This is a genomic window from Bradyrhizobium sp. SZCCHNR3119 (assembly GCF_032487775.1).
Lineage (GTDB): Bacteria > Pseudomonadota > Alphaproteobacteria > Rhizobiales > Xanthobacteraceae > Bradyrhizobium.
This window is the reverse complement of sequence record NZ_JAUEUV010000002.1, coordinates 102499-128078: the sequence shown is the minus strand read 5'-3', so window position 1 is coordinate 128078 and position 25580 is coordinate 102499. Positions and strand designations below refer to the sequence as shown.

The following is a 25580-nucleotide window of genomic DNA, read 5'->3' as shown; positions in this document are numbered from 1 at the left end:
CAGCCCTGCGGACAACGACACGATGCCTGCTCGATAGGTCGAGGGGCAATAGACCTCCATAACCCGTCAAGATCGGAGCATGGCCGGGAGCGGTTCGTTCTCATGCCCAGGCAAATCGGGAAAGGTCGCCGCTCAAGACAAAGTCGAACGTCTCACGGGCGAACTTGGCTGTGGCAAGCTTAACGTCGCGTGACATGGTGATGTTCTGACAAAGAAATCTGATGTTATTGATCTCTTTGCGCAGCAAATTCAGCTTCATATCGTCTTCACTGAAATTCAGGTCATATTCGTACCGGTACCCCTCTACGAAGCTCGCAAAGATGGCAGCCTCATCTTCATTGCCTTCCGCACGCAGCGCCCAGATGAATGTCGCGATATCGTATGCAAGCGGCCCACGACCTGAAAATTCGAAGTCAAAAAGCACCGCTTTCCCATCACTGTTGATTGCGTTGCCCAGCCAGGCGTCACCGTGGCAGATGCCAAACAATGCGGCGGACTCGTCGGCCAACTGGTCGACCAAATCGGTCAGATCTCGAAACACTACCCGTACGGCCGGGTCAATGTCGTCCCCGCCGTTGACGTTGATGGCCAGTGTGCGCGCCAGCCCCTCGATCGGTGCACGGTGCAGCTGAGCCAGCGATTGCCCGAAAGCGCGAGCGTCTTGCGCAGTCGTCGTGAGCGCACATCCGGGGATCGTTCGGCTCAGCAAGACATTGTACTCGATGCCATTGACCGTTTCGGGGCCAAGAACCGAGACTCCATCAATATCGGCGAGCTCATGGCATGGCACGTCATGCTTGCGCAAACTCGCTATCAAGGCAGCTTCGCTTTCAAGCTCATCGCGACTATGCAAAGTGGCGGGCGAGAATCGAACAAACAAATCATCATGTTCGCTCACAACGCGCAGATTCTTGTTGACCCCGTCCGTGATCATCCGCACGGCTCCCGGCGCAATATCGAACCAGCCGGCAACGAGTGCTTCGAAGTTGGTCACGCTAAAAGTCCAGCTTTATAGTTTTTCGATCGCAGAGAAAGCCGATAGCATCGGCAGCCGCATACTCCTCCGTAGGCAAATTGCGGCTTTCCAGGTCTTCTGCCGAGAAGCCGGCATGTATTGACGGCTGTCAAGGAGGAAATCTCTGCATCGGACGGCACTGATTACCCTGTTACGGCGGTCGAACCGCGCTTGGCTCTCAGGTCCGCAGCCGATCTCCATCCCTCGCCCTCGCAGGCTCGAAACGACACAGAATCACGAAAGATGCGACGCTTTCCAGCTTAACTCCGCCACAAATGCCGGATCCATCGCGACTACGTGCCGCCGATTCAATTCTTTGTTATATTTCAACGCACCCATCGCCGGCCAGCACGAAGCTCCGTCTGTCGCCGCCGCTCATCGCGGTGGCTCGCCTCATCCTATCGTGATATATACATGAATATAACGAGGCCGAGACGGCCCGTTCGACAGGGAGTGCAATGCCTATGACTGACTATAGCCTTTTGATCGACGGACGAATGGTTCCCGGCGATCTGATCATGCCTGTTCTCAACCCGGCAACCGAGGAGGTGCTGGCGCAATGTCCGCGCGCCTCCAAGGAGCAGCTCGACCAAGCAGTCGCAGCCGCCAAGGCCGCCTACCCGGCCTGGGCTGCAACCCCGATCGAGGAGCGACGCCGTCTCATCGGCAAGATGGCCGATATCGTCGAAGCCAACGCGAGCGAGCTTGCTCGCATCCTGACCAGTGAACAGGGCAAGCCGCTGACCGACGCCACCGGCGAAGTCTTCGGCATGGCGGCCTTCTTCCGCTATCTCAGCTCGCTCGATCTGCCGATGCGGGTGATCGAGAATTCCGGCGAACGCCGCGTCGAAGCCTATCGCCGTCCGCTCGGCGTCGTCGGCGCGATCATCCCCTGGAACTACCCGCTTCTGATCCTCAGCTTCAAGCTGCCGTCGGCCCTGCTTGCCGGCAACACGCTGGTGGTGAAGCCGGCCCCCACGACCCCGCTCTCGACGTTGCGTTTTGCCGAGCTTGTCAAAGATGTGCTCCCGCCGGGCGTCCTCAACGTCATCGCCGACGCCAACGACCTTGGCGACCACATGACCAGGCATCCCGATATCCGCAAGATCTCCTTCACCGGCTCGACCGCGACAGGCCAGAAGGTGATGGCGAGCGCATCCCAGACGTTGAAACGGATCACGCTGGAGCTTGGCGGCAACGATGCCGGCATCGTGCTCGACGATGTCGATCCGAAGACGGTCGCGCCAGGCATCTTCGAAGGCGCTTTCCAGAACTCGGGCCAGGTCTGCCTCGCCATCAAGCGACTCTACGTGCATGAGAGCGTCTATGACGACGTCTGCAACGAGCTGGTGACGATCGCCAAGAATACCGTGGTCGATGACGGCGCCAAGCAAGGGACGAAGCTCGGGCCGCTGCAGAACAAGATGCAGTACGAGAAGGTCAAGGCGTTTCTCGAGGATGCGCATAAGAACGGCAAAGTCATCGCCGGCGGCGCGGCCATGGACCGCCCGGGATATTTCATCGAGCCGACCATCGTGCGCGACATCAAGGAAGGCTCGAAGCTTGTCGACGAGGAGCAGTTCGGTCCGGTGCTCCCGGTGATCAAATATTCCGACAACGATGATGTGATCCGTCGCGCCAATGCCACGAGCTACGGCCTGGGCGCTTCGGTCTGGTCGTCCAATCCCGCGCGTGCGCACGACATTGCAGGCCGAATCGAGGCCGGGACGGTCTGGATCAACAAGCACCTCGACATGGCGCCGAACATTCCATTCGGGGGCGCCAAGCAGTCGGGGATCGGCACCGAATTCGCCGAAGAAGGCTTGGCCGAGTTCACGCAGTTGCAGGTCATCAACGGACCGGCGGCGACGGCTTGAGCCAGTCATGGGGGCTGCGGCAAGCCGCAGCCCCTCAAACAACCGTTGCCGCAATCCTCAAGAGGGAGCCGCGCGATGTTCGATGCCCAGTGCGATCTTGCCGCCTTGGTCTTCGATCCCGGCGAAGACCCGGACTCGGTGCTGCGCGAATTTGCCGCAAGCTCGAATGCAAACGGCTTCCGTGCGGTCGGTCTGGTACAGATCGGACGCCATTACGTGAATGTCCCCAACATTTCGGCAATGCTTCTGCACGACGGCTCGGAGCTTGCGCTGTTGCAGGATGTTGGATCTCGTTCTCCCGGTCGCCGGCTGAAAGTGAGCCGTCTGCTGAACGCGGGGGCTCGAGTGGCGCGTGCGCTCGACGACGGCGCCGACATCCTGATCATCAACCGCTTCGGTCGAGAAGAGTGCGAAGGCCGGGGCCTCCGCTACCTCATCGAACGGGCTATTGATGCCGACATCCCCGTGGTGATCGCCGTTCCTCGCCACCGCTTCACGGACTGGATCAAGTTTGCGGAGGGCATGAGCGTCAAGCTTCGCTGCGATCGCGATGCACTCGATGGCTGGTGGCACGGGGTCTCGAGGCGCCATGCGGTCCCAATCCAGCAACGGGCTCCCACCGTTTGCGAAGTCTTCAAATGAGAGCATGGCCGGCAATCTGCGCCGCCAATTCATGATGCTGTCGTAGACGCGTTTTGCCGTTCATCGCAGCCGTTCCGTTCGACCTACTCCGCATCCTGTATAGGATCAGATATAGCTTATTGATTATCAAAGATATTCGGCGATCACCGTTGACGCCGGACTGCTAACGGATCATTTTTCGCCGCCGTTCCGACACGGAGCCGAACAGAGCTCGCAGAAAGCCGTTGGCACCAGGTACCCACCGTACCGTCTTATCTGCTCAACAAACAGGCAGAGCGATCCAGGAAACGCGCAGAGAAGGGTGGTCTTCGGCCCGCTACGGCTCGCCGAAGACCCGCATTCGCGCATTGAAGAATGAAAGGACGTCTTATGGCAACGACGACAGCAGAGCTCGAGGCACTGCTGATGCAGCGCTCGCTCACCGACACGCAGCTTATCGCGGCGACGGAGAAGGCAGCCGATTTCCGAATCCTCCCCGACGCCACCGTGATCAAGATCGGTGGACAGAGCGTGATCGACCGCGGCCGCGCTGCCGTCTACCCGCTCGTCGACGAGATCGTCGCCGCTCGTCACAGCCATAAGCTCTTGATCGGGACCGGCGCCGGCACACGGGCGCGGCACCTCTACTCGATCGCGGCAGGGCTCAATCTGCCGGCGGGCGTGCTGTCGCAGCTCGGCGCCTCCGTTGCCGACCAGAACGCGGTGATGCTCGGGCAGCTCTTGGCCAAGCACGGCATCTCCGCAGTCGATGGCGCCGGGCTTTCGGCGGTGCCGCTCTATCTCGCCGAAGTGAACGCGGTCGTCTTCAGCGGCATGCCGCCTTACGGCCTCTGGATGCGCCCTGCGCCTGAGGGCGTCATCCCGCCCTACCGCACCGATGCCGGCTGCTTCCTGGTCGCCGAGCAGTTCGGCTGCAAGGCCATGATCTACGTGAAGGACGAAAACGGCCTCTACACCGCGAACCCGAAGACCGAGAAGAAGGCCACCTTCATTCCGAAGATCACGGTGGCGGAGATGAAGGCCAAGGGGCTCGCCGATTCCGTGCTCGAATTCCCGATGCTCGACCTGCTCGAGCAGGCCCGCCATGTCCACCAGGTTCAGGTCGTCAACGGCCTCGTCCCCGGCAATCTCACCCGCGCGCTCGCCGGCGAGCACGTCGGCACCATCATTACTGCGAGCTGAAAGGCCGACTGCCATGGACGACACCACCAACACCATCAAGCACGTCGCCTCGCCGCTCGCGCGCCAGACCCTGCTCGACGACAAGCTCACCCGCCCCGTGGCCGGCCGACGCCCGATCCCGCTTCTACCCTGGCTCCAGGTCGTCAAGATCGGCGGACGCTCGATCATGGATCGCGGCGCCGAGGCGATCCTGCCGCTCGTGGATGAGCTCCGAAGGCTGCTGCCCGAGCACAGGATGCTGATCCTGACCGGTGCCGGCATCCGCGCCCGCCATCTCTACGGCGTGGGTCTCGACCTCGGTTTGCCTGTGGGTTCACTGGCCCCGCTCGCGGCCAGCGAGGCTGGCCAGAACGGCCACATCCTGGCGAGCCTGCTGGCTCCGGAGGGCGTCTCCTACATCGAGCATCCTACGATCGCGAACCAGCTCGCCATCCACCTCGCTGCCGCACGTGCCGTCATCGGCAGCGCGTTTCCGCCCTATCATCATCACGAATTCCCGACCTCGCGCATCCCCTCGCACCGCGCCGATACCGGCGCCTTCCTGATCGCGGACGCGCTCGGTGCAGCCGGGCTCACGATCGTGGAGGACGTGGATGGGGTCTACAGCAGCGATCCGAACGGACCCGGCGGCGCGAAGGCGGAGCTGTTGGCCGAGACCAGCGCCGCTGAACTTGCGAAGCTCGAAGGCACCCTGCCCTTCGATCGGACGCTGCTCGAGGTGATGACCTCCGCGCGCCATATCGCACGCGTGCAGATCGTGAACGGGCTGGTGCCGGGCCGACTTAGCGCTGCGCTACGCGGCCAGCACGTCGGCTCGATCATTCACACCGGCGCACGCCCGGCCTGATCGAAGCGACCGACATACAGCGAAGGCCGCTCGCTTCGGCAAGCGGCCTTCATCTTGTTATCCCGTCACCGGAAAGCGTGGCCGCTCTCGTCCTGCCATCAGGGCAGATCGATGCCTCGCGCAGGCGCGGCTTGCAGCAACTCCTCCTTGGCCTGCCGCTGCAAGGTGCGGCCGCGCCAGATCGAGCCCGCGATGAGGACGACGAGCGCTGCCAAGGTCGAGACCACCGTCTCCATCACATCGAGATGGATGCCGAAATGAGTCTTGCCGGCGAATAGCGTCGAAGCAGCTTCGACATTCATGATCACCGTGCCATCCAGCAGGTAGTGCAGAAGCGGCTCGATCGCCGGATCGGTCGCGATCACCTCGCCGGCCACCCAACCGAGCAGCATCGCGCCGAGCCAGACCAGGAGCGGGAAACGGTCGAGCACCAGCATGATCAGCGCAGCACCGGCGATGATCAGCGGAATGCTCATGGCAAGGCCGAGGATCAACAGCGAGGCATCGCCATTGGCGGCGGCCGCGACTGCAATGACATTGTCCAGGCTCATGACGACGTCGGCGAGCGCCACGATCCGGATCGCGTGCCACAGCGTGGTACCCGCAGCGATCTCGTCGTCTTCGTCTTCGGGCACCACGAGCTTGGCCGCGATCACGAGTAGCGCCAGCCCGCCGATCAGCTTCAAATAGGGCAACGCCATCAGCGTCGCCACGATTCCGGTAAAGGCGATGCGCAGCGCGACCGCGATCCCCGAGCCGGCGACCATGCCCCAGAAACGATGGCGGCCATGAAGGCCGCGGCAGGCCAGCGCGATCACCAGCGCATTGTCGCCGGACAGCAGGATATTGATCCAGATGATCTTGCCGAGCGCCAGCCAGAAGCCGGCGGTCTGAACGCTGTTCTGGAATTGCGCCAAGACGTGGCCGAGACCGGCGGGATCAGTGACCTGCGACAGCCAATTCACGGCCTACCCCTTCGCTGCCGCCCATCGGAGCAGGACGGCGATCACGGCGCGGAGGCCATTCGGGCTCCGCGCCCCGCGCTCAACCGACGATTTCGTTGCCGGAGAAGAACTGAGCGATTTCGACCGCGGCGGTTTCCGGTGCATCCGAGCCGTGCACCGAGTTCTCGCCGATCGACTTCGCATGCAGCTTGCGGATCGTGCCGTCCGCAGCCTTGGCGGGATCGGTAGCGCCCATCACGTCGCGGTACTTCTGGATTGCGCCCTCGCCTTCCAGGACCTGAACGACGACCGGACCCGAGATCATGAAGTCGACCAGTTCGCCGAAGAACGGGCGCGCCTTGTGCACGGCATAGAAGGTCTCGGCCTGTTCGCGGCTCATGCGAATGCGCTTCTGCGCAACGATCCGAAGGCCGGCCTTCTCGATCAGCGCGTTGATCGCGCCGGTCAGATTGCGCTCGGTCGCGTCGGGCTTAATGATCGAAAAGGTGCGTTCAATCGCCATGATATCGTCCTCAAGAAGAGCAGGTTTTGTGGGTTGCGGGCTTATATCGGCGTGATCGGGCGACCGCAAGCGAGCAGGACGGATTAGTCCGACACGTCAAAAGTGCGCCGTCAGTCCGGGGCACCCCGTCAGGGCCGCCCCCGGAATCTCGTCATTCCGGGTTCGATGCTGTCGCATCGCCCGGAATGACGCTGGGAGAAGCAGCGTAGCGGTTACAACAATTTCACAATCCTGAACCCAGTCTGAAGGGCGTGTGCCACCAGCATTCACCTTCTCGGACGTAAGATCCTCTTCATCAGGCGGTGGCGAGCTGTCTCGTCAGGAGCGCCATCTCCCAGCCTCACGCGTCGTTCAGTGTGGCGCCATCAGCGCCGTAACCCAGGAGACGATCATGTTGCGCAAACTCTCCCTCATGGCGGTCGCCGCAGTGTCTTTGGGCGCAGCCGCCCTCGCCCCGACGGCGGCCTCGGCTCATTGGCACGGCGGCTGGTATGGCGGATGGCATGGCTATGGCTGGCACCGCCCCTGGTACGGTCCGCGCGTCTTCGCCGGTGGCCCCTATTACAGCTACGGCTATGGTGGGTGCTACGTTCGCCGCCTGGTCCCGACCCCCTGGGGGCCGCGCTGGCGCCTTATCAACCGCTGCTATTAAGCGAGTATCGGCGCAGCTCTCCGGTCCCCCGCAGCGCCGATCTTGAGAAGCCCCGGCGAGCCCCCGCCGGGGCTTTTTTTTCATTCCTTGTTTACTAAAATCCCCTGCAATCTCAGCGGGAGCGGAAACCAATCTCCCCGCCATGACTTGGTACGGCATCATATTGAACACGCTTCTGGAACTCTGCCATGACCGGCTGTACCACCGATTTCAGCGAGGCGATGGATCGCAAGACCAGCCGATCGATCTGCGACGCCGTGGGGGAACGGCTGCAGCGCAGCCTGCCGCCGGATAGCCGCCTGCCCCGCCAGCTCCAGCGCCTGATCGACGAACTGGGAAAGCAGGATCGCGACATGGGACGGGCAGAGTGAGCCCGGTATGGCGCGGAGGTCACAATCGGTCATATCGCAGGCCGTGATCACAAAGCGGTTGCGTTTGGTGCCGGCTGCGGTGACAACGCCCGCATGCTTTCCATCACCGACATCTCGATCCGGCTCGCCGGACGGCTTCTCATCGACAGCAGCTCGGTGCAGATCGTACCCGGCGCCCGCGTCGGCCTCGTCGGCCGCAATGGCACCGGAAAATCGACACTGTTCAGGGCGATCCGCGGCGAACTCGCGCTCGAAAGCGGCGCGATCAGCCTGCCGCCCCGCTGGCGGGTGGGCAGCCTGGCGCAAGAGGCGCCGAACGGCCCCGAAAGCCTGATCGAGGTCGTACTCAAGGCCGATCTGGAACGCGACGCCCTGCTGCGCGAAGCCGAAACCGCGACCGATCCGCACAGGATCGCGGACATCCAGACGCGGCTTACGGATATCGATGCCCATTCGGCCCCGGCGCGCGCCGCCGCAATCCTGAGCGGCCTTGGTTTCTCGACCGAGGACCAAGCCCGCGCCTGCGCCGAATTCTCCGGCGGCTGGCGCATGCGAGTGGCGCTGGCTGCGACCCTGTTCGCCGCACCCGACCTCCTGCTGCTGGACGAGCCGACCAACTATCTCGACCTGGAAGGTACGTTGTGGCTGGAGGATCATCTTGCGCATTATCCGCGCACCGTGATCGTGATCAGCCACGACCGCGACCTTTTGGAAACCTCGGTCGACCAGATCCTGCATCTCGACCGCGGGAAATTGACGCTTTATCGCGGCAGCTACTCCTCGTTCGAGGAGCAACGCGCCACACGCGAGATGCTCGACGCCAAGGCGGTGAAGCGCCAGGAGGCGGAGCGCGCCCGCCTGCAGGCCTTCGTCGACCGCTTCAAGGCCAAGGCCTCGAAGGCGCGCCAGGCGCAATCCCGCGTCAAGATGCTGGAGCGGATGAAGCCGATCGCCGCACTCGTCACCCAGGACGTGCGCGAGATCACCTTCCCCGCACCGGAGAAGTTGCTGTCACCGCCGATCATCGCCGTCGACAATGCCTCAGTGGGCTATGACCCTGCACAGCCCGTGCTCAACCGCGTCACCTTGCGCATCGACAATGACGACCGTGTCGCGCTGCTCGGCGCCAACGGCAACGGCAAGTCCACGCTGGTGAAGCTGCTGGCCGGCCGGCTGGCGCCGTTCTCCGGCAAGGTCACCCGTGCCGACAAGCTCTCCATCGCCTATTTCGCCCAGCATCAGCTCGATGAGCTCGATGAGGCCGGCTCGCCCTACAGTCATGTGCGCAAGCTGATGCCGGACGCGCCGGAATCGAAAATCCGGGCACGTGCAGGCGCGATCGGCTTTTCGGGCAAGGCGGCCGATACCCTGGTGAAGAGCCTGTCGGGTGGCGAGAAGGCGCGGCTGCTCCTGGGCCTCGCGACCTTCTTCGGTCCCAACATGATCATCCTGGACGAACCGACCAACCATCTCGACATCGACAGCCGCGCCGCGCTCGCGGAGGCGATCAATGAATTCCCGGGCGCGGTGATCATGGTCTCGCACGATCGCTATCTGATCGAGGCCTGTGCCGATCGGCTTTGGGTGGTGGCCGATCACACCGTGAAGACCTACGATGGCGATCTCGATGAATACCGGCGCATGGTGCTGTCGACGCGGAGCGGCGCGCCGGCGCGCGGGAACGAACGTGCTCAGACGGCCGAGAAGGCGGAGCGGCCACGCGGCGACAACAGGCGGAGCGCACTGAAGCAGAAGATCTCCGCGGCCGAAGCGGAGATCGCGCGCATTACCGACATCATCGCCAAGATCGACACGGCGCTGGCGATGCCTGATATTTTCAGCCGTGATCCGAAACAGGCGGCACAATTGTCGAAGGCGCGCGCCAACGCGACCGAAGCGCTGCAGCGCGCCGAAGAGCAATGGCTGCTGGCGAGCAGCGCCTATGAGGATGCAGCGGCGGGCTAGCGGAGAGCCGACTGTTTCCGTTCAAAAAATATCCGCTCGAAGCAGCGCGAAAGAGGTCCGTGGCCTGAACCTCTCAAGGCAATATCGGTCCTGCCCGATACAAATATTCGCGGAGGTCGTTCAGGTCGCCGCGTGCTTCTTCTTGCCCTTCGGTTTGACAACCTTCGGCGGCGGACCGGCATCCGGGGCCTTCTCGACCGAGCTCAACCGGCCGCCGGTGAAGGTGTAGATGCCGGCGCGCCCACCATGCAGCCACGTCACCGTCGCAACCCGCGCATCACCCGCGCCGGAGATGTTGACGCTGTCGGGCGCGCCGATGCCGCGCACCACGTCGCATTCGGTGTGACCAAGCGCGACACTGCCGGCGGTCTGCGGCGGACCGCCGGCGGCATCGGTCGATGCATTGGCATCGGCAGGAGCGACCGCAGGGGCCATCCCGGGACAGCCACCTTCCGCGCTGACGAGGTCGTCGGCCGTGACCGGCTTGTCAGGAGTGAGCGGCGGCGAATCGATCGAGATGTTGCGGATGAACAAGCGGCTCGGCCGCGAGAACCACTCGGCGTCCTTTGAAAGCAGATCGGACGCGCCCGAGCAGCCGGACACGACCGGCGCGAGCGCAAGGAACACCAAGATGTGCGTCAGTCTTCGGGTGTGATCTCGCACCATAAACCCCGCCGAATTACCACCGAGTAGCGATTTAACCCGTTGTCCCACCACCACTTTGCGGCACGTTCGTGGCTATACCAACGCCCTGCCGACAAAACGGCAAATTATCATCAACCGCATGGGGTAGCTATTGGCGCCGTTGCCAGCGTCCCCGCTCGTCGGTCTGCCAATAGGTGACTTCGAATCCGCGAGCCTTGCAGTCGGTCCACGCCGCGCGAGCGTTTGCCAGCCCATCCGGATCGTCACCATTGAACACCAGGACCATCCGTTCATAGCTATGCGCATCCGCCGGCAGCGGCGCGTTGTCCACAAGGAAACGCACCGTCGCGCCGTTCGGATTGCCCTCTTCCATCGACAGCACCACCGGTTGCTCGGCCACGTCGGCCACCCGCCAGGTTGCGTGCGGCAGAAACGAATCGTCACGATAGGTCCACAGATGGGCATCGAGCGCATCGGTCCGCTCCGGCGACGTCGCCTGCACCACCACCCGCCAGCCCCGCTCGAGCGATTTCTCAAGCAAGGGCGGCAACACGCTTTCCAAAGACATGTTTTGCAGGTGGTAGAACAGGACTTCGGTCATCGCGCGCCCTATCGTTTGGCCTCGTAGAAATCGGCCACCAGCCGATCCAGCAGACGGACGCCGTAACCGGAGCCCCAGCTCTGGTTGATCTCCGATTTCGGCGCCCCCATCGCGGTCCCCGCGATGTCGAGATGCGCCCAGGGCGTGTCGCCGACGAAGCGCTGCAGAAACTGCGCGGCCGTGATCGAGCCGCCATGGCGCGAGCCGGTGTTCTTCATGTCGGCGAACTGCGAATCGATCAGCTTGTCGTATTCGGGCCCGAGCGGCATCCGCCACACCTTCTCGTCGGTCTCCTGCCCGGCCTTGGTCAAACGTTCCGCGAGTTCGTCATTGTTGGAGAACAGGCCGGCGTGCTCGGTGCCGAGCGCAACCATGATCGCGCCGGTCAAGGTGGCCAGATCGATCATGAATTTCGGCTTGAACTTGGTCGCGACGTACCAGAGCACGTCGGCGAGCACGAGGCGCCCTTCGGCGTCGGTGTTGATGATCTCGATGGTCTGGCCCGACATGGATGTCACGATGTCGCCCGGGCGCTGCGCGTTGCCGTCGGGCATGTTTTCCACAAGGCCGATGGCACCGACGACGTTCACCTTGGCCTTGCGCGCAGCGAGCGCATGCATCAGGCCGACGACACAGGCCGCGCCGCCCATATCGCCCTTCATGTCCTCCATGCTGCCGGAGGGCTTGATCGAGATGCCACCGGTATCGAAGCAGACCCCCTTGCCGACGAAGGCGACCGGTTGATCGCCGCGCTTGCCGCCGTTGTAACGCATCACGACGGTGCGACCCGGCCGGGCCGAGCCCTGGGCGACGCCGAGCAGCGCCCCCATGCCGAGCTTCTTCATCGCAGACACGTCGAGGACATCGACGGTCACGCCGAGTTTACGCAACGCCCCCGCCCGCTTGGCGAATTCTTCGGGATAGAGCACGTTGGGCGGCTCGTTGACGAGGTCGCGGGCGATGATCACGCCATCGGTAATGTGCGACCGTGGAGCGAACGCCTTCTTGGCGGCCGCGGGGTCGGCCACGGCGATCGAAATGCTCGCGGGCAGCCCGCCGTCATCGTCCTTCTTCTTGGTCTTGTACCGGTCGAAACGATAGGCCCGCAGCCGGATCCCGGCTGCGAGCGCGCCGATCTGATCCGGCGTCATGGCCCCCTCGGGGAGCTCGGCAAGCACGGTCACCGGTTCGCTCTTTACATTGAGCTTTCCCGCCAAGGCCCCGCCATACTTCAGGAAATCCTTTTCCTTTGGCTCTTTGTCCTTGGGGCCTTTGTCCTTGCCGTCCTTGGCGCCATCCTTGGCCTTCCCGGTACCGATCACGATCAAGCGCTGAATCTTGATTCCATCGGGTGCGAGCAGGTCGAGGGCAGACCCGTCCTTGCCTTTGAACTGTCCGGCGCTCGCAGCGCGCTTGATCAACTCGGGCGCGGCGCCGAGCGCCTTCGCGGTGGCGGGACCGATTCGCAACGAGTCGTCACAGAACGCCACCACGATACCGCGCAACGCGGTCGACAATGGAACGAAGCCGACCTTGACGGCGTCGGACATCAAGCAATCCTCCAATAATCATGAGCCGCCGGACGCCTTATCCGTCCCCCAATCGAGGGGCAAGGCACGATTGGCGGCGTTTCGGAACGCGACGTCGCAACACTATGGCCCGCCGTTGCCTCCGCTGCCAAGCGCCGCGTGGCCAGCGCGCCACAACAGTTAAATTTTAACCGTATTATAACGGCGCCATGGCACAGCCATTTTGTTGACAGATCAAAGGGATGGTAGTGAGAATCTTGGCCTTCGGGAAAGTGTTCAACCCGTTAGGCTCGGAGCCGCTTTCGGGGTAGTTTGCAGGTGCTCGTCGGGGGGCGGCGAGCGGGTTGTGCGGGTCAGGATGGGGTCGATCGACAGGTATATTTTCCGCACGACCCTGGCGTCGTTTGCGGTGGTCTTGATCAGCCTCACGGGCGTGATCTGGATTACGCAGGCGTTGCGCGGTATCGACCTGATGACGAGCCAGGGCCAGACGATCCTGACCTTCCTGGGCATCACGGGTCTGGTGATCCCGTCCTTGATTGGGGTGATTTCGCCGATCGCGGTGATGATCTCGATCTCGCACACGCTGAACAAGCTCGCGACCGATTCAGAGATCATCGTGATGAACGCGGCCGGCATGTCGCCATTCCGGCTATTCCGCCCATTCGTCTACGCTACCTGTGTCGTGGCGGTGCTGGTGACCTTCATCGCCGCCTATATGGCGCCCGATGGCCTGCGCCGGATCAAGCAATGGGACGCCGAGATCACGGCCGACGTGCTCACCAACATTCTGCAGCCCGGCAGCTTCAAGCAGCTCGATCAGGGGCTGACGATTCGCATCCGCGAACGCAAGCCGGGGGGCGAGCTTGCCGGGATCATGATCGACGACCGGCGCGATCCCAAGGAGCGCAACACGATCATCGCCGACCGCGGCACTGTCGTGAAGAACGGCGACGGCTCGTTCCTGGTGCTCGAGGACGGCAATCTCGAGCGATTCGAGATCGGCAAGCGTGAGCCGGCGCTGGTGGCGTTCGCTCGCTACGCCTTCGACATGTCGAAATTCTCCAGCCAAGGCCACGATGTCGCGCTCGGCATTCGCGAGCGCTATCTGTGGGAATTGTTGGAGCCGGACGAGAACGACCCGATCTACAAGCAGATCCCGGGACAGTTCCGGCAGGAACTGCACGACCGTTTCCTGGCGCCGCTCTATCCCTTCGCCTTCGCCGCCCTGACCTTCGCGTTTCTGGGGGCCCCACGCACCACCCGTCAGAGCCGCAACTTCTCGATGGGCGGCGCAATTCTCACCGTGTTCGGGGTGCGCATGGCCGGCTTCGCCTGCTCGGTGATGACGGTCAAGACCCCGGTTGCCGCACTGGTCCAGTATCTCATGCTGTTCGGCGTCATCGGCCTCTCGGTCTGGATCATCGTTGGCGGCGTGGTGGTCGAGCCGCCGCCGGCCCTGATGGAGGCGATCAACAGGTCCAATGCGCGCATCGCGCGGCTGTTCGGAAGGCCGGCCACCGCATGAGCATGGTCACCAACACGCTTGGGCGCTATTTCGCCGGCCGGTTTCTGGTTTCAGCCATCGGCGTGTTCGCGAGCATTTTCGTGCTGCTCGTGCTGGTCGATTACATCGAGATGGTGCGCAGAACCTCCGGCATTGCCTCGGCCTCGGCGATCATGGTCGCGGAGACGTCGCTGTTTCGCGTGCCGCAGCTGCTCGAGAAGATGATGCCGTTCTGCGTCCTGATCGGCGCCATGACCTGCTATCTGGCGCTGTCGCGGCGGCTCGAACTGGTGGTGGCGCGCGCCGCCGGCGTCTCCGCCTGGCAATTCATCGCCCCGGCCCTGGTCAGCTCGATCCTGCTCGGGATCCTCGCCACCGCCGTCTACAACCCGGTCTCCGCCAACTTGCGGGAGTTGTCCAAGCGGATGGAAGCGGAACTGCTCGGCTCCGCGCCGGCCGGCGGCGTCCAAGATGCCTCCGGCTTCTGGCTCAACCAGATCAACAGTGACGGCCAGGTCATCATCAACGCCGCGCGCAGCGAGCAGCAGGGCGCACGACTGACCGGGCTCACGCTCTTCCGGTTCGATACGGACAACCAGTTCAAAGAACGAATCGAAGCGAGAGAGGCGACGCTCGAGGAAGGCCACTGGCTGTTCCGATCGGTGCGCCGATTCTCGCTCGATGAGCCCCCGGTCGATCAGCCGACCTTCATTTTGCCGACAACTCTGACGCCGGCCCAGGTCCGCGACAGCTTTTCCACCCCCGAAACTGTGTCGTTTTGGCAACTGCCGAGCTACATCCGTTCGTCGGAAAGCTCAGGCTTCGCGACCGCGGGCTATCGGCTGCAGTATCATAAGCTTATCGCGCAGCCATTTTTGCTGGCTGCGATGGTGATGTTGGCTGCGTCCGTGTCACTCAGGTTCTTCCGGATGGGTGGCGTTCAAAAAATGGTTTTGAGTGGCGTGGGCGCCGGCTTTCTGCTCTATGTGCTGTCGAAAGTAACTGAAGATTTGAGCAAGGCTGAGTTGATGCATCCGATCGCTGCGGCGTGGCTGCCCGTGTTCGTCGGCGGCCTCACCGGATTTTTGGCCTTGCTCTACCAGGAGGACGGTTAGTGCCGTTCGTCGCCGTCCGACAATCAGCTCTTGCCGCAGCCCGGCAGCAAGCCGTTGCGCGCTGCGCGTGCGCGCGCGCGTCTGTTGTCGTGTCCATTTTCTCGTCCGTTGTCCTCGGACCTCTGCTCGCCTTTGCGTTGACCCTGGTCGTTGCCGCCGCGCTCGACCTGGTCTCCGCCGCGCCCGCCTCGGCTCAGGGCTTCACCTACAATCCGCGCCCCCCGAAACCGGCTCCGCCGCGGGTGGCGAACGACAACCAGATGCTGGTGCAGGCGACCGAGGTCGACTACGACTACAACAACTCGCGGGTGTCGGCGGTCGGCAACGTGCAGCTGTTCTATAACGGCACATCCGTCGAAGCCGATCGGGTGATCTACGACCAGAAGACCAAGCGCCTGCATGCGGAAGGCAACATCCGCATGACCGACTCCGAGGGCAAGATCACCTACGCCAACAGCCTCGACCTCTCGGATGATTATCGCGACGGCTTCGTCGATTCGCTCCGCGTCGAGACCGAGGATCAGACGCGGATGGCGGCAACGCGGGCCGACCGCTCCAGCGGCAATTACACCGTGTTCCAGAACGGTGTGTACACGGCATGCGCGCCCTGTAAGGACGATCCGAAGAAGCCCCCGCTCTGGCAGGTCAAGGGTGCCCGGATCATCCATGATCAGAACGAGAAGATGCTCTATTTCGAGAACGCCCAGCTCGAATTCTTCGGCGTTCCGATGGCGTATATGCCGTACTTCTCGACCCCGGACCCGACGGTGAAGCGCAAGAGCGGCTTCCTGATGCCGGGCTTTTCCTCGTCGACAGCTTTCGGCTTCGGCGTCGAGATCCCGTATTATTGGGCGATCGCGCCCGACTACGACGCGACCTTCACCCCGCGCATCACCTCCAAGCAGGGCGTTCTGCTGCAGGCTGAGTTCCGCCAGCGGCTGAACAATGGCGCCTACCAGGTCAAGCTGTATGGCATAGACCAGCTCGATCGGAACGCCCTGGCCGGTCAGCCCGGTGACCGCCAGTTCCGCGGCGGCGTGGAGACCCATGGCCAATTCGCGCTGAACGACAAATGGGCGTTCGGCTGGGACGGCGTCGCGCTGTCCGACTATTTCTTCATGTCGGATTACCGGCTGTCGCAGTTCAAGGATCCCTACACCTCGTTCATGAGCCTGCCGACGGAAGCGATCTCGCAGCTCTATCTGACCGGGGTCGGCAACCGCAGCTTCTTCGACGCGCGCACGATGTACTTCCTGAGCTTCTCAGGAAACCAGCAGACCGTGCCGGTCGTCTATCCCGTGATCGACTACCAGAACGTGTTCAACTATCCGATCCTGGGTGGCGAGGTCAGCTACAAGACCAATTTCGTCAACCTGTCGCGGCAGACCGCCGCGTTCGATCCGGTGAACACGACGGCCAGCACCACCGGCCTCTGCGCGGTCGCCTCGGCCGATCCGCTGGCGCGCCTGCCGTCGCAATGTCTGCTGCGCGGCGTTCCCGGCACCTATACCCGCCTCACCGGCGAGGCGCAGTGGCGCCGCTCCTATACCGACTCGATCGGCCAGATCTGGACACCGTTCGCGATCCTGCGTGCGGATGCGATCAATGCGAGCATTTCGAACCAGCCCGGCGTGTCGAACTTCCTGCCGACCGGAGACACCCAGGCGTTGCGGGTGATGCCGACCGTCGGCCTCGAATATCGCTATCCGTTCATCAACGTGCAGCCGTGGGGAACCACCACGATCGAGCCGATCGCGCAGGTCATCGTCCGCCCCAACGAGACCTATGCCGGCAAGCTGCCGAACGAAGACGCCCAGAGCATGGTGTTCGACACTTCGAACCTGTTCGCGGTGGACAAATTCTCCGGTTATGACCGCGTTGAAGGCGGCGGCCGCGCCAATGTCGGCGTCCAGGCCACCACCCAGTTCGACCGCGGCGGAACCGTCAAGGCGGTGTTCGGGCAGTCCTACCAGCTGTTCGGGCTGAACTCCTTCGCGGTGCGGGACGTCACCAACACCGGCGTCGATTCCGGCCTGCAACGCGCGGCCTCGGACTATGTCGCGAGCGTCGATTATTCGCCCAACCGGACCTATACGTTCAGCGTCCGCTCGCGCTTCGACCAGCAGACCGCGACCATTCAGCGCTTCGAGGCCGAAGCCAGGGCCAATTTCGATCGCTGGTCGGTCGGCGTGACCTATGGCGATTATGCCGCCCAGCCCGATATCGGCTATCTGACCCGGCGCGAAGGCATCCTCGGCAGCGGCTCGGTCAAGATCACGTCGAATTGGGTGGCTACTGGCGCCGCCCGATGGGACCTGCAAGCCAACAAGATCAATCAATATGCCGTCGGCGCAGGCTATGTGGACGATTGCTTCACGCTGGCCGCGAGCTATGTAACGTCCTACAATTACACGGCGGGAACCGCAGCCCCGACGCTCAATCACACATACATGCTGACGATCGGCCTGCGGACACTTGCCAATACGTCCGTTGGCTTCTAACAGCGCGGAGCGGTGTTTCGGAGGGGGAGTTCGGTCGCGGATCGAAGATGCGCCGCTTCACGTTTGAATCCGTTGCGAACAGCGAAGCTTGGTCATGACGATTTCTCTCTCTCTCGTTCGGTTTGTTGCGGCGGGCTGCATCGCCGCGGCCTGTCTCACCTGCGGCCCGTTCGAGGCCCGCGCCCAAAGCATCGTCGTCATGGTCAATGGCGACCCGATCACCGATTACGACATCGAGCAGCGCACGAAGCTCAACTTCCTGAGCACGCACAAGCAGCAGAGCCGCCAGGACGTGCTGAACGAGCTGATCGACGAAAGGGTGAAGATCAAGGAAGGCAAGAAGTTCGGCGTCGAACCCTCCTCGTCCGACATCGACCAGTCTTTCGCCAATATGGGCTCGCGGATGCGGCTAACGCCCGATCAGCTGGCGAAGTCGCTGGAGAGCCAGGGGATCCGGCCGGAGACCCTGAAAGCGCGCATCAAGGCCGAAATCGTTTGGACCAGCCTGGTGCGCGGACGCTACAAGGAGCGGCTGCAGGTCGGCGAGAAGGACGTTGCAGCGGCGGTGGCCGCTGCCGGCGGCGACGCCGAGCAGCAGGGACAGGCCTTCGAATACAAGATGCAGCCGGTGGTTTTGATCGTGCCGAAGGGGGCACCGCAGAGTACGTTCGAGGCACGCCAGAAGGATGCGGAAGCCCTGCGCGCCCGCGTGCAGACCTGCCAGGAGGCCAATTCCTATTTCCGCTCCATGCAGAACGCGGCGATCAAGGAAATCGTGGTCAAGACCTCGGCCGACATTCCGCCCAACTTGCGCAAATTGCTCGACGACACGCCGATCGGTCATCTGACCCCGCCGGAAGTGACCAAGCAGGGCGTCGAAATGGTCGCCCTGTGCGCGCGCAACCCGACGACCGTCGACACGCCGAAGCGGCGCGAGATGCGCGAGAAGATGTACACGGAGAAATATGAGGCGACGTCGAAGGCCTATCTGCAGGAAGTCCGCAAAGCGGCCATGATCGAATATCGCTGATGGTCAGGCCGCTCGCGCTGACATTGGGTGAACCCGCCGGCATCGGTCCCGACATCACCCTCAAGGCCTGGATACGCCGCAAGGAGCTTCAGCTTCCGCCCTTCTATGTTCTGGGCGATCCGGATTTTCTGGCGCAGCGTGCCAACCTGCTTGGGCTCGCCGTTCCGATCGCAGCAACGACGCCGGAAGCCGCCGCTGGCGCTTTCGCCGAGGCGCTGCCTGTGGTGCACACCGGGGTGGCCACCACTGCCCTTCCCGGCCGCCCGGACCAGTCCAGCGCCGCATCTGCGATCGCCTCGATCCGCGCCGCCGCCGGCGACGTCACGGCGGGTCGCGCCAGTGCCGTGGTCACGAATCCGATCGCCAAGGCCGTGCTCTACCGCGCCGGTTTCCGCCATCCCGGACATACGGAATTCCTCGCCGAACTCGCCGCCGTGGACGGCAAGGTTCCGCAGCCGGTGATGATGCTGTGGTCGCCCATGCTGGCGGTGGTGCCCGTCACGATCCATGTGGCGCTGCGCGATGCGATCGAGCAGCTCTCGAGCCCTCTGATCACCTCGACGGCGCGTATCGTGGCGGCAAGCCTGCGCCGTTATTTCGGCGTCACGCGGCCGCGCCTTGCGATCTCCGGGCTCAACCCGCATGCCGGGGAGGACGGCACGCTCGGCACCGAGGACGATGAGATCATCGCGCCTGCGATCGCCACGTTGCGCAACGCCGGGCTCGATGTGCAAGGACCACTGCCGGCAGACACGATGTTTCATGAGGCCGCACGCAAGACCTATGACTGTGCGATCTGCATGTATCACGACCAGGCGCTGATCCCGATCAAGACGCTGGCTTTCGACGAGGGCGTCAATGTTACCTTGGGCCTGCCCTTCATCCGCACCTCGCCCGATCACGGCACGGCCTTTGCCATCGCAGGCACCGGCAGCGCGAACCCTGACAGCCTGATCGCAGCGATCAAGCTTGCCGCGCGCATGGCCGCCGCCGTCTCATGAGCGCGATCGATGATCTCCCGCCTTTGCGCGAGGTCATTCGCGAGCTTTCGCTTTCGGCGCGCAAGTCGCTGGGCCAGAACTTCCTGCTCGACCTCAACCTGACCGCGCGGATCGCGCGCGCAGCAGGACCGCTCGACGAGGCCACCGTGGTCGAAATCGGCCCCGGACCGGGCGGCCTGACCCGCGCCCTGCTCGCGCTCGGCGCGCGGCATGTGATCGCCATAGAGCACGACGAGCGCGCGATTCCGGCGCTGGAGATGATCGCCGAGCGCTATCCCGGCCGGCTCGAGATCGTCTGCACCGATGCGCGGACCTTCGATCCGAAGCCCTATCTTGGCACGAGCAAGGCCAAGATCGTGGCCAACCTGCCCTACAACATCGCGACCAATCTCCTCATCGGCTGGCTCTCGGTCGAACCCTGGCCGCCCTGGTACGAGACGATGGTGCTGATGTTTCAGCGCGAGGTTGCCGAACGCATTGTCGCGCGCGAGAACGAGGAAGCCTATGGACGACTCGGCGTGCTCGCGAACTGGCGCTGCGAAACCAAGATCCTGTTCGATATCTCGCCATCGGCCTTCGTGCCGCAACCGAAAGTCACCTCCTCCGTCGTGCGCCTCGTGCCGCGCCCCGTGCCCGAACCGTGCGAGCGCCGCGCGCTCGAGCAGGTCGCGGCGGCCGCGTTCGGCCAGCGTCGCAAGATGCTGCGGCAAAGTTTGAAGTCATTGCCTGCCGATCCGGCGCGGCTTGCTGCCGCAGCCGGTGTCGACCCGACCCGCCGCGCGGAGACCATTCCGGTATCAGGCTTTGTTGCCATGGCGCGCGAATTGACGAATATTCGGGCCGAAAACAGCTGATCAAATCCAATCAATTCAAGGGAGAAAACCGATGGCATTGATGCGCCGGCAGTCGCTGGTCAAGTTTGACGCGCCGCTTTGCGAAACCATCGTCGAAACCCCGAAGCCGCAGGGACGCGAGGTCCTGGTCCGCGTCGAGCGCTGTGGCCTCTGTCATTCCGACCTGCACATCCAGGACGGCTATGCCGATCTCGGCGGCGGCAAGCGGCTGGACACGACGCGTGGCATGACCCTGCCGTTCACGCTTGGGCACGAGATCGCGGGGATCGTCGAGGAAGTGGGTCCCGACGCCCCGCGGGAGCTGCTCGGCGCCAAGCGCGCCGTCTTTCCATGGATCGGCTGCGGCCAATGCCGCGACTGCGCCAATGGCGACGAGAATCTCTGCACCAGGCAGCGGTTTCTCGGTGTTTCGATCGACGGCGGCTTCGCCACCCACGTCTTGGTGCCGGACGCCAAATACCTGCTCGAATACGACCCGCTTCCGGTCAACCAGGCCGCGACCTTGATGTGCTCCGGCGTCACCGCCTACGGCGCGCTGAAGCGGCTGGTCGACCGCCCGCGGCAGCGCAATCTGCTGCTGATCGGCCTCGGCGGCGTCGGCATGATGGGCCTGTCGTTCGCACAGGCTATGTTCAAGCAGCCGATCTCGGTTGCCGATCTCAGCGCGGCCGCGCGCGAAACCGCGCTGCAGAACGGCGCGGCGGTCGCCTATGATCCGGCCGAGCCGGAGGTCGCAAGGCGCATCCTGAAGGAGACCGACGGCGGCTTCGATGAGGTGGTCGATTTCGCCGGCAACGAGAAGTCGATGGCATTCGCAGTCTCCGTCCTGGCGCGGGGCGGCAAGATCGTGGTCTCCGGCCTGATGGGCGGACAATTCACCCTGCCGATGGTGCAATGGGTCTACAAGCGGATGACCATCGAGGGCTTCATGGTCGGCACCCTCGCCGAGAGCCACGAACTGATGGCGCTTGCGCGCGCCGGCAAGATCAAGCCGCCGCCGATGCGGGAAGAGCCGATGAGCGACGTGCAGACATGGATCGACGCGCTGCGCGCCGGCCAAGTGGTGGGACGTGTGCTGCTCAAGAACTGACGACCGCGCATCCACCTCCGCCAAGCGGAGGTTCGGCTCTGCGGCGCAGCAGCATCTCGCAACGTCTGAGCAGCTAGCCAAGGTTGCTGGTAGCTGTGATCAAAACGAGGAGGCGAAGGATGCGGCCTGTGATCTCACAGGTCACAGATCTGCGCTCGAAATGATGCCCAAACCGCACCATTCTCACGTCGCGATGTGGGAAAAATGCCGCATCCACAATTGAAAACACCGAGCCGGAATTAATCCGGATTTGCGGCTCATTGCGACCCAACTTCTCTCCGAGAACGCAGCGTTCGATCGCGTATCCGGAGTGATGAATGGCAAAACGAACTGCACGATTTGCATTCGCCATCATTCCCGCGATCGCTGGTAGCGCCCTTCTGATCTCGCTGGCTTGCGCCACCCTCGCCGTTGCGGCCGACGACTGCCTCCCCGAACCCACCGGCGACAAGCCTGACGGCCAGCACTGGTATTACCGCTTCGACCGCGCCAAGAACCAGCGCTGCTGGTATCTGAAAGAGCGGGCGTCGAACGGGACGCCGGTCGTCAAGCAGGCGCAGCAGCCGTCCGCCTGGGACTTCGCTCAGCCGGCGCCGCCGAAGGCCGGGCCGCGCCGAACGGATACGGCCGCACCGCGCAGCTCTTCCGCGGCATCCACCGACGCGCCGATGCGTCTGCGCAACGATGACGATGCCGGAACGGCGCAGAAGACCGCGATCTCGGCGCCCGCCACGACAACCGAACGAGCGGGCCTCGAAAGCCCGGCCGATGCCATGGCGGCCATGCCATCGCCTGCGGCTCAGTCGCAGCTGCTCGACGCTGCCATGCCCGACCCCGGACCGGCAGCGGCCACGCTCACCGGCGACGATGCCGCGCTCGATCCGGACACGAACGCCGGCGCACCGCAGCCGGAGGCGGCTACGATCCCCCCGGCCAAGCCGTCAAAGCCCGTCGCGCCAATTCCCATGCTGCTGCTGGTCGTGGTCGGCGCCCTGTCGATCTCGGGCCTGATGGCGAGCGGCCTTTATCGCTTGGGCAGGATTGGACAACGGCGACGGCGCAATGCGAACTGGCAGATGGCGATCGCCAGGACACGCCGCGCGCGCAGCAAAATGCGTACAAAGGCAAAGCCTGCCCATGTCGCTAGCCGGCCCACAGGCGGCAAGAAGAAACCCGTGAGGGCAGCCGCGCCGCGCGTCGTTGCGCACGCATCGGCGCCCGTCGAGATGGCGCAGGCCTCAACGACCATCGACAACAGAAGCGGACTTGCAGAACTGCTCGAAACCCGCGCGGTCAAATCAGCGACAACGCCGGCCGACTTGCCGGCAACCGCTCGGGCCCATGAGGTGACCGGCTCCGGCCTGGCTCCGGCGAACGCCCCCGATCATGCTGCGGCGATCGAGGACAATCTAGACTCCCGCGGTGGACAGTCCGCCGTCCGAGCCTTCGATCCGATGACGCCCGGCAGTTCTGCAGCTGTCGCGCTCGATCGGCGGGTCATCCATCCTGATACGGTCGAGGAGCTGGAACATCTGCTAGGATCTCGTGCCGTCAAACCGGCCAATCCCGCAGCTTACGAGGCGGATCCGTCCGCAGCGCGCCCGAGCGCAGCGCCGACCATCCTCGATCGCGCCGCTGAAATTGAAAACCTGCTGGAATCCGCCGGCGCATCAGCGGTGCGGCCCGCTGCAGCGACACCTCCCGCAAACCTTCACGTCGCATCTGGCGGCGGCCAGCAAGCGGCGCTGGAAGACACCGACCCAGCCGCCGAACTGATAGATCTCCTCGAATCGCGTTTCGCTCCGCCTGAAGATCGCCCGCCGGCCGCCGAGTTCGCGGCCGCCGCCGCTCAATCGCGCTCCGACGAGTTGCCGCCATGGCAGCGCATTCCGATCACAGCGTCCAATGACGATGACGCAGCGTTGCCTCCGCTCGACTTCATCCCGCGCCCGCAAGCATTGCGTCCCCGCACCCGAGACGTGAAACAGGACCAGTCCCTCGACGGCATCCAGGACATCTTGGCGCGGCTTGCACGCCACGGGTAAACCTGCGCCAGACTCGCGCGTCAGAAATCCAGCTGGCGCTGCAGCTTGCGAACGAATGTGGTGAGTCCGACGCGACGCTCGCGCTTCAACCGTTCGGCTTTGAGGATCGATTGAACCTCTGCAAATGCCTCGTCGATGTCGTGATTGATCACGATGTAATCGTACTCGGCCCAGTGACTCATCTCGTCGCTGGCGCGGCTCATGCGGGCACGGATCACCTCGTGGGAATCCTGGGCGCGGGTGTGCAGGCGCTTTTCAAGATCGGCGGCTGAGGGCGGCAGGATGAAGACGCTGACGACGTCGGCGCGCGCCTTCTCGCGCAGCTGCTGGGTGCCCTGCCAGTCGATGTCGAATAACACATCCTGTCCGACCGACAGCGCCGCCTCGACTGGCGCGCGCGGCGTGCCATAGCAGTTGCCGAACACAGTCGCCCATTCGAGGAGTTCGTCGCGCTTCACCATGTCGTCGAAGCGGGCCAAGTCGACGAACAGATAGTCGCGGCCATCGACCTCACCAGGTCGTTTCGCGCGTGTCGTCGCCGACACCGACATCTGCAGCCCCGGCATGCGCTCGATCAACAGGCGCGACAGCGTGGTTTTGCCGGCGCCGGACGGAGACGACAGCACGAACATCAGCCCGCGCCGCTCCACTCCATCGAAGCTGCCGCCGTGAGCCGTCATCCGTCACTCCAAATTCTGAACCTGCTCGCGGAATTGCTCGACCACCGTCTTCATCTCGAGGCCCGTATTGGTCAGTTCGATATCGTTCGATTTCGAACAGCAGGTGTTGACCTCGCGATGGAATTCCTGGGAGAGGAAATCGAGCCTGCGGCCGACAGCGCCCCCCTTCTTGAGCATCTCGCGCGCCTGCGCGACGTGCGAGGCGATGCGATCGAGTTCCTCGCGCACATCGGCCTTCGCGGCGATCAGCAGGGCTTCCTGGGCAAGGCGGTCGGCATCGAACCGGTCGGAGGTTTCCAGCAGCGCCGCAACCTGTTCGGCGAGCCGAGCCTTCACGGCCTCCGGCTTGCGGCCTGGCGATGCTTCGGCCTTCTGCGCCAGCGCCTCGATCTCGGCGACCCGCTGGTTCAGGATCTGCCCGAGCGTTTCGCCTTCGCGGCGTCGCATCTCGACCAGATTCCTCAGCGCCGCGTCGAACGCGGCAATCGCCGCATCCCGTGCAGCCTTGTCCTCGGCCTCGTCGCTCTCCGGCTCGACCACCTCGATCACACCCTTGATCGCAAGCAGCCCGTCGATACTGGGCGCCACCGCATCCAGCTTGCCGGCAAGCGAGCTTGCGACCTTGACGATGGAGGCGAGCACATCCTCGTTGACCCGCACGGTCGAGCCGGCATCGGCGCGCTTGACGGTCAGATTGGCGTAAATCGTTCCGCGCGACAGCACCTCGGCGACCCGCTTGCGGGCGAAGGCCTCGACGTCGTCCCAGCCCTGCGGCAACCGCAACCGCACATCCAGCCCCTTGGCGTTGACCGACTTCAACTCCCACTCGAACGCGTAAGGTCCGCTCGCCCCGTGACTTCGGGCAAAGCCGGTCATGCTCGACAGCCCCATTTGATCAATTTCTCCGGCAGATCAGGTGGCGGCAGATTCGCCGCATAAAAGTTGCGCGAACCTTAAGGCCTTT

Annotated in this window: 23 protein-coding genes; 15 read left to right on the top strand and 8 right to left on the bottom strand. The window is 63.6% G+C overall.

Annotation, left to right across the window (positions count from 1 at the left end; all coding sequences use genetic code 11):
* Positions 1-100 precede the first annotated feature (100 nt).
* Positions 101-994 carry a phosphotransferase enzyme family protein gene (locus tag QX034_RS27885; RefSeq protein ID WP_315704185.1) on the bottom strand — a complete coding sequence of 298 codons (894 nt, stop codon included), beginning with the start codon at positions 992-994 and terminating at the stop codon, positions 101-103.
* A 485-nt stretch (positions 995-1479) separates the two neighbouring features.
* Between QX034_RS27885 and QX034_RS27880 the strand changes: the two genes are divergently transcribed.
* From QX034_RS27880 to QX034_RS27865, 4 genes are all read left to right on the top strand, one after another.
* Complete coding sequence (locus QX034_RS27880) at positions 1480-2892, top strand: aldehyde dehydrogenase family protein (protein WP_316196155.1); 1413 nt, start codon at positions 1480-1482, stop codon at positions 2890-2892.
* 75 nt (positions 2893-2967) lie between these two features.
* A complete protein-coding gene (locus QX034_RS27875) occupies positions 2968-3534 on the top strand; it encodes a DUF2478 domain-containing protein (protein WP_316196153.1) in 567 nt (188 codons plus the stop codon).
* A gap of 369 nt (positions 3535-3903) precedes the next feature.
* The gene (locus QX034_RS27870; protein ID WP_315704188.1) at positions 3904-4716 is read left to right on the top strand and encodes a uridine kinase; all 813 of its coding nucleotides are present in this window, start codon (positions 3904-3906) and stop codon (positions 4714-4716) included.
* Positions 4717-4729: 13 nt separating this feature from the next.
* The gene (locus QX034_RS27865; RefSeq protein WP_315766368.1) at positions 4730-5563 is read left to right on the top strand and encodes a molybdenum storage protein subunit alpha; all 834 of its coding nucleotides are present in this window, start codon (positions 4730-4732) and stop codon (positions 5561-5563) included.
* Between the two features lie 98 nt (positions 5564-5661).
* Here the strand turns inward: QX034_RS27865 and QX034_RS27860 are convergent, their stop codons facing one another.
* Both QX034_RS27860 and ndk read right to left on the bottom strand, forming a co-directional pair.
* On the bottom strand, positions 5662-6528 hold the full coding sequence (locus QX034_RS27860; RefSeq protein ID WP_315704190.1) for a TerC family protein: 867 nt from the start codon (positions 6526-6528) through the stop codon (positions 5662-5664).
* Between the two features lie 79 nt (positions 6529-6607).
* Entirely contained in the window at positions 6608-7030 is a 423-nt protein-coding gene (gene ndk / locus QX034_RS27855) for a nucleoside-diphosphate kinase (protein ID WP_315704191.1), read from the bottom strand.
* 391 nt (positions 7031-7421) lie between these two features.
* On the opposite strand from ndk, the gene QX034_RS27850 reads away from it, so the two are divergent.
* The 3 genes from QX034_RS27850 to QX034_RS27840 all read left to right on the top strand — a co-directional run bounded on the left by QX034_RS27850 (position 7422) and on the right by QX034_RS27840 (position 10018).
* Positions 7422-7682: a sulfur globule protein precursor gene (locus QX034_RS27850; RefSeq protein WP_316196151.1), complete on the top strand. Its 261-nt coding sequence runs from the start codon at positions 7422-7424 to the stop codon at positions 7680-7682.
* Between the two features lie 188 nt (positions 7683-7870).
* Positions 7871-8053, top strand: coding sequence for a hypothetical protein (locus tag QX034_RS27845; protein WP_315704193.1), 183 nt, complete (start codon positions 7871-7873; stop codon positions 8051-8053).
* 93 nt (positions 8054-8146) lie between these two features.
* Positions 8147-10018 (top strand): ABC-F family ATP-binding cassette domain-containing protein, encoded by a 1872-nt coding sequence (locus QX034_RS27840; protein ID WP_315704194.1) that lies wholly within the window; start codon positions 8147-8149, stop codon positions 10016-10018.
* 120 nt (positions 10019-10138) lie between these two features.
* Here QX034_RS27840 and QX034_RS27835 read toward each other — a convergent pair whose 3' ends face one another.
* The 3 genes from QX034_RS27835 to QX034_RS27825 form a co-directional block, all read right to left on the bottom strand.
* The gene (locus QX034_RS27835; RefSeq protein ID WP_315704195.1) at positions 10139-10684 is read right to left on the bottom strand and encodes a hypothetical protein; all 546 of its coding nucleotides are present in this window, start codon (positions 10682-10684) and stop codon (positions 10139-10141) included.
* A gap of 127 nt (positions 10685-10811) precedes the next feature.
* A complete protein-coding gene (locus QX034_RS27830) occupies positions 10812-11264 on the bottom strand; it encodes a DNA polymerase III subunit chi (RefSeq protein WP_315704196.1) in 453 nt (150 codons plus the stop codon).
* Positions 11265-11272: 8 nt separating this feature from the next.
* A complete protein-coding gene (locus QX034_RS27825; protein WP_315704197.1) occupies positions 11273-12814 on the bottom strand; it encodes a leucyl aminopeptidase in 1542 nt (513 codons plus the stop codon).
* A 337-nt stretch (positions 12815-13151) separates the two neighbouring features.
* On the opposite strand from QX034_RS27825, the gene lptF reads away from it, so the two are divergent.
* The 8 genes from lptF (at position 13152) to QX034_RS27785 (ending at position 23936) form a co-directional block, all read left to right on the top strand.
* A complete protein-coding gene (lptF, locus tag QX034_RS27820) occupies positions 13152-14321 on the top strand; it encodes an LPS export ABC transporter permease LptF (RefSeq protein ID WP_315704198.1) in 1170 nt (389 codons plus the stop codon).
* A complete protein-coding gene (gene lptG / locus QX034_RS27815) occupies positions 14318-15415 on the top strand; it encodes an LPS export ABC transporter permease LptG (protein ID WP_315704199.1) in 1098 nt (365 codons plus the stop codon). The genes lptF and lptG overlap by 4 nt, the downstream gene beginning before the upstream one ends.
* Entirely contained in the window at positions 15415-17916 is a 2502-nt protein-coding gene (locus tag QX034_RS27810) for an LPS-assembly protein LptD (protein WP_315704200.1), read from the top strand. The genes lptG and QX034_RS27810 overlap by 1 nt, the downstream gene beginning before the upstream one ends.
* Positions 17917-17983: 67 nt before the next feature.
* Positions 17984-18946 (top strand): SurA N-terminal domain-containing protein, encoded by a 963-nt coding sequence (locus tag QX034_RS27805; RefSeq protein ID WP_315704300.1) that lies wholly within the window; start codon positions 17984-17986, stop codon positions 18944-18946.
* Positions 18946-19947 (top strand): 4-hydroxythreonine-4-phosphate dehydrogenase PdxA, encoded by a 1002-nt coding sequence (gene pdxA / locus QX034_RS27800; protein WP_315704201.1) that lies wholly within the window; start codon positions 18946-18948, stop codon positions 19945-19947. The genes QX034_RS27805 and pdxA overlap by 1 nt, the downstream gene beginning before the upstream one ends.
* Positions 19944-20801 carry a 16S rRNA (adenine(1518)-N(6)/adenine(1519)-N(6))-dimethyltransferase RsmA gene (rsmA, locus tag QX034_RS27795; protein WP_315704202.1) on the top strand — a complete coding sequence of 286 codons (858 nt, stop codon included), beginning with the start codon at positions 19944-19946 and terminating at the stop codon, positions 20799-20801. The genes pdxA and rsmA overlap by 4 nt, the downstream gene beginning before the upstream one ends.
* 31 nt (positions 20802-20832) lie before the next feature.
* Complete coding sequence (locus QX034_RS27790) at positions 20833-21891, top strand: alcohol dehydrogenase (protein WP_315704203.1); 1059 nt, start codon at positions 20833-20835, stop codon at positions 21889-21891.
* 317 nt (positions 21892-22208) lie between these two features.
* Positions 22209-23936 (top strand): hypothetical protein, encoded by a 1728-nt coding sequence (locus tag QX034_RS27785; RefSeq protein ID WP_315704204.1) that lies wholly within the window; start codon positions 22209-22211, stop codon positions 23934-23936.
* A gap of 20 nt (positions 23937-23956) precedes the next feature.
* Here QX034_RS27785 and gmk read toward each other — a convergent pair whose 3' ends face one another.
* Positions 23957-24616 carry a guanylate kinase gene (gene gmk / locus QX034_RS27780; RefSeq protein ID WP_315704205.1) on the bottom strand — a complete coding sequence of 220 codons (660 nt, stop codon included), beginning with the start codon at positions 24614-24616 and terminating at the stop codon, positions 23957-23959.
* Positions 24617-24619: 3 nt separating this feature from the next.
* A complete protein-coding gene (locus QX034_RS27775; RefSeq protein WP_315704206.1) occupies positions 24620-25507 on the bottom strand; it encodes a YicC/YloC family endoribonuclease in 888 nt (295 codons plus the stop codon).
* Positions 25508-25580: the final 73 nt, after the last annotated feature.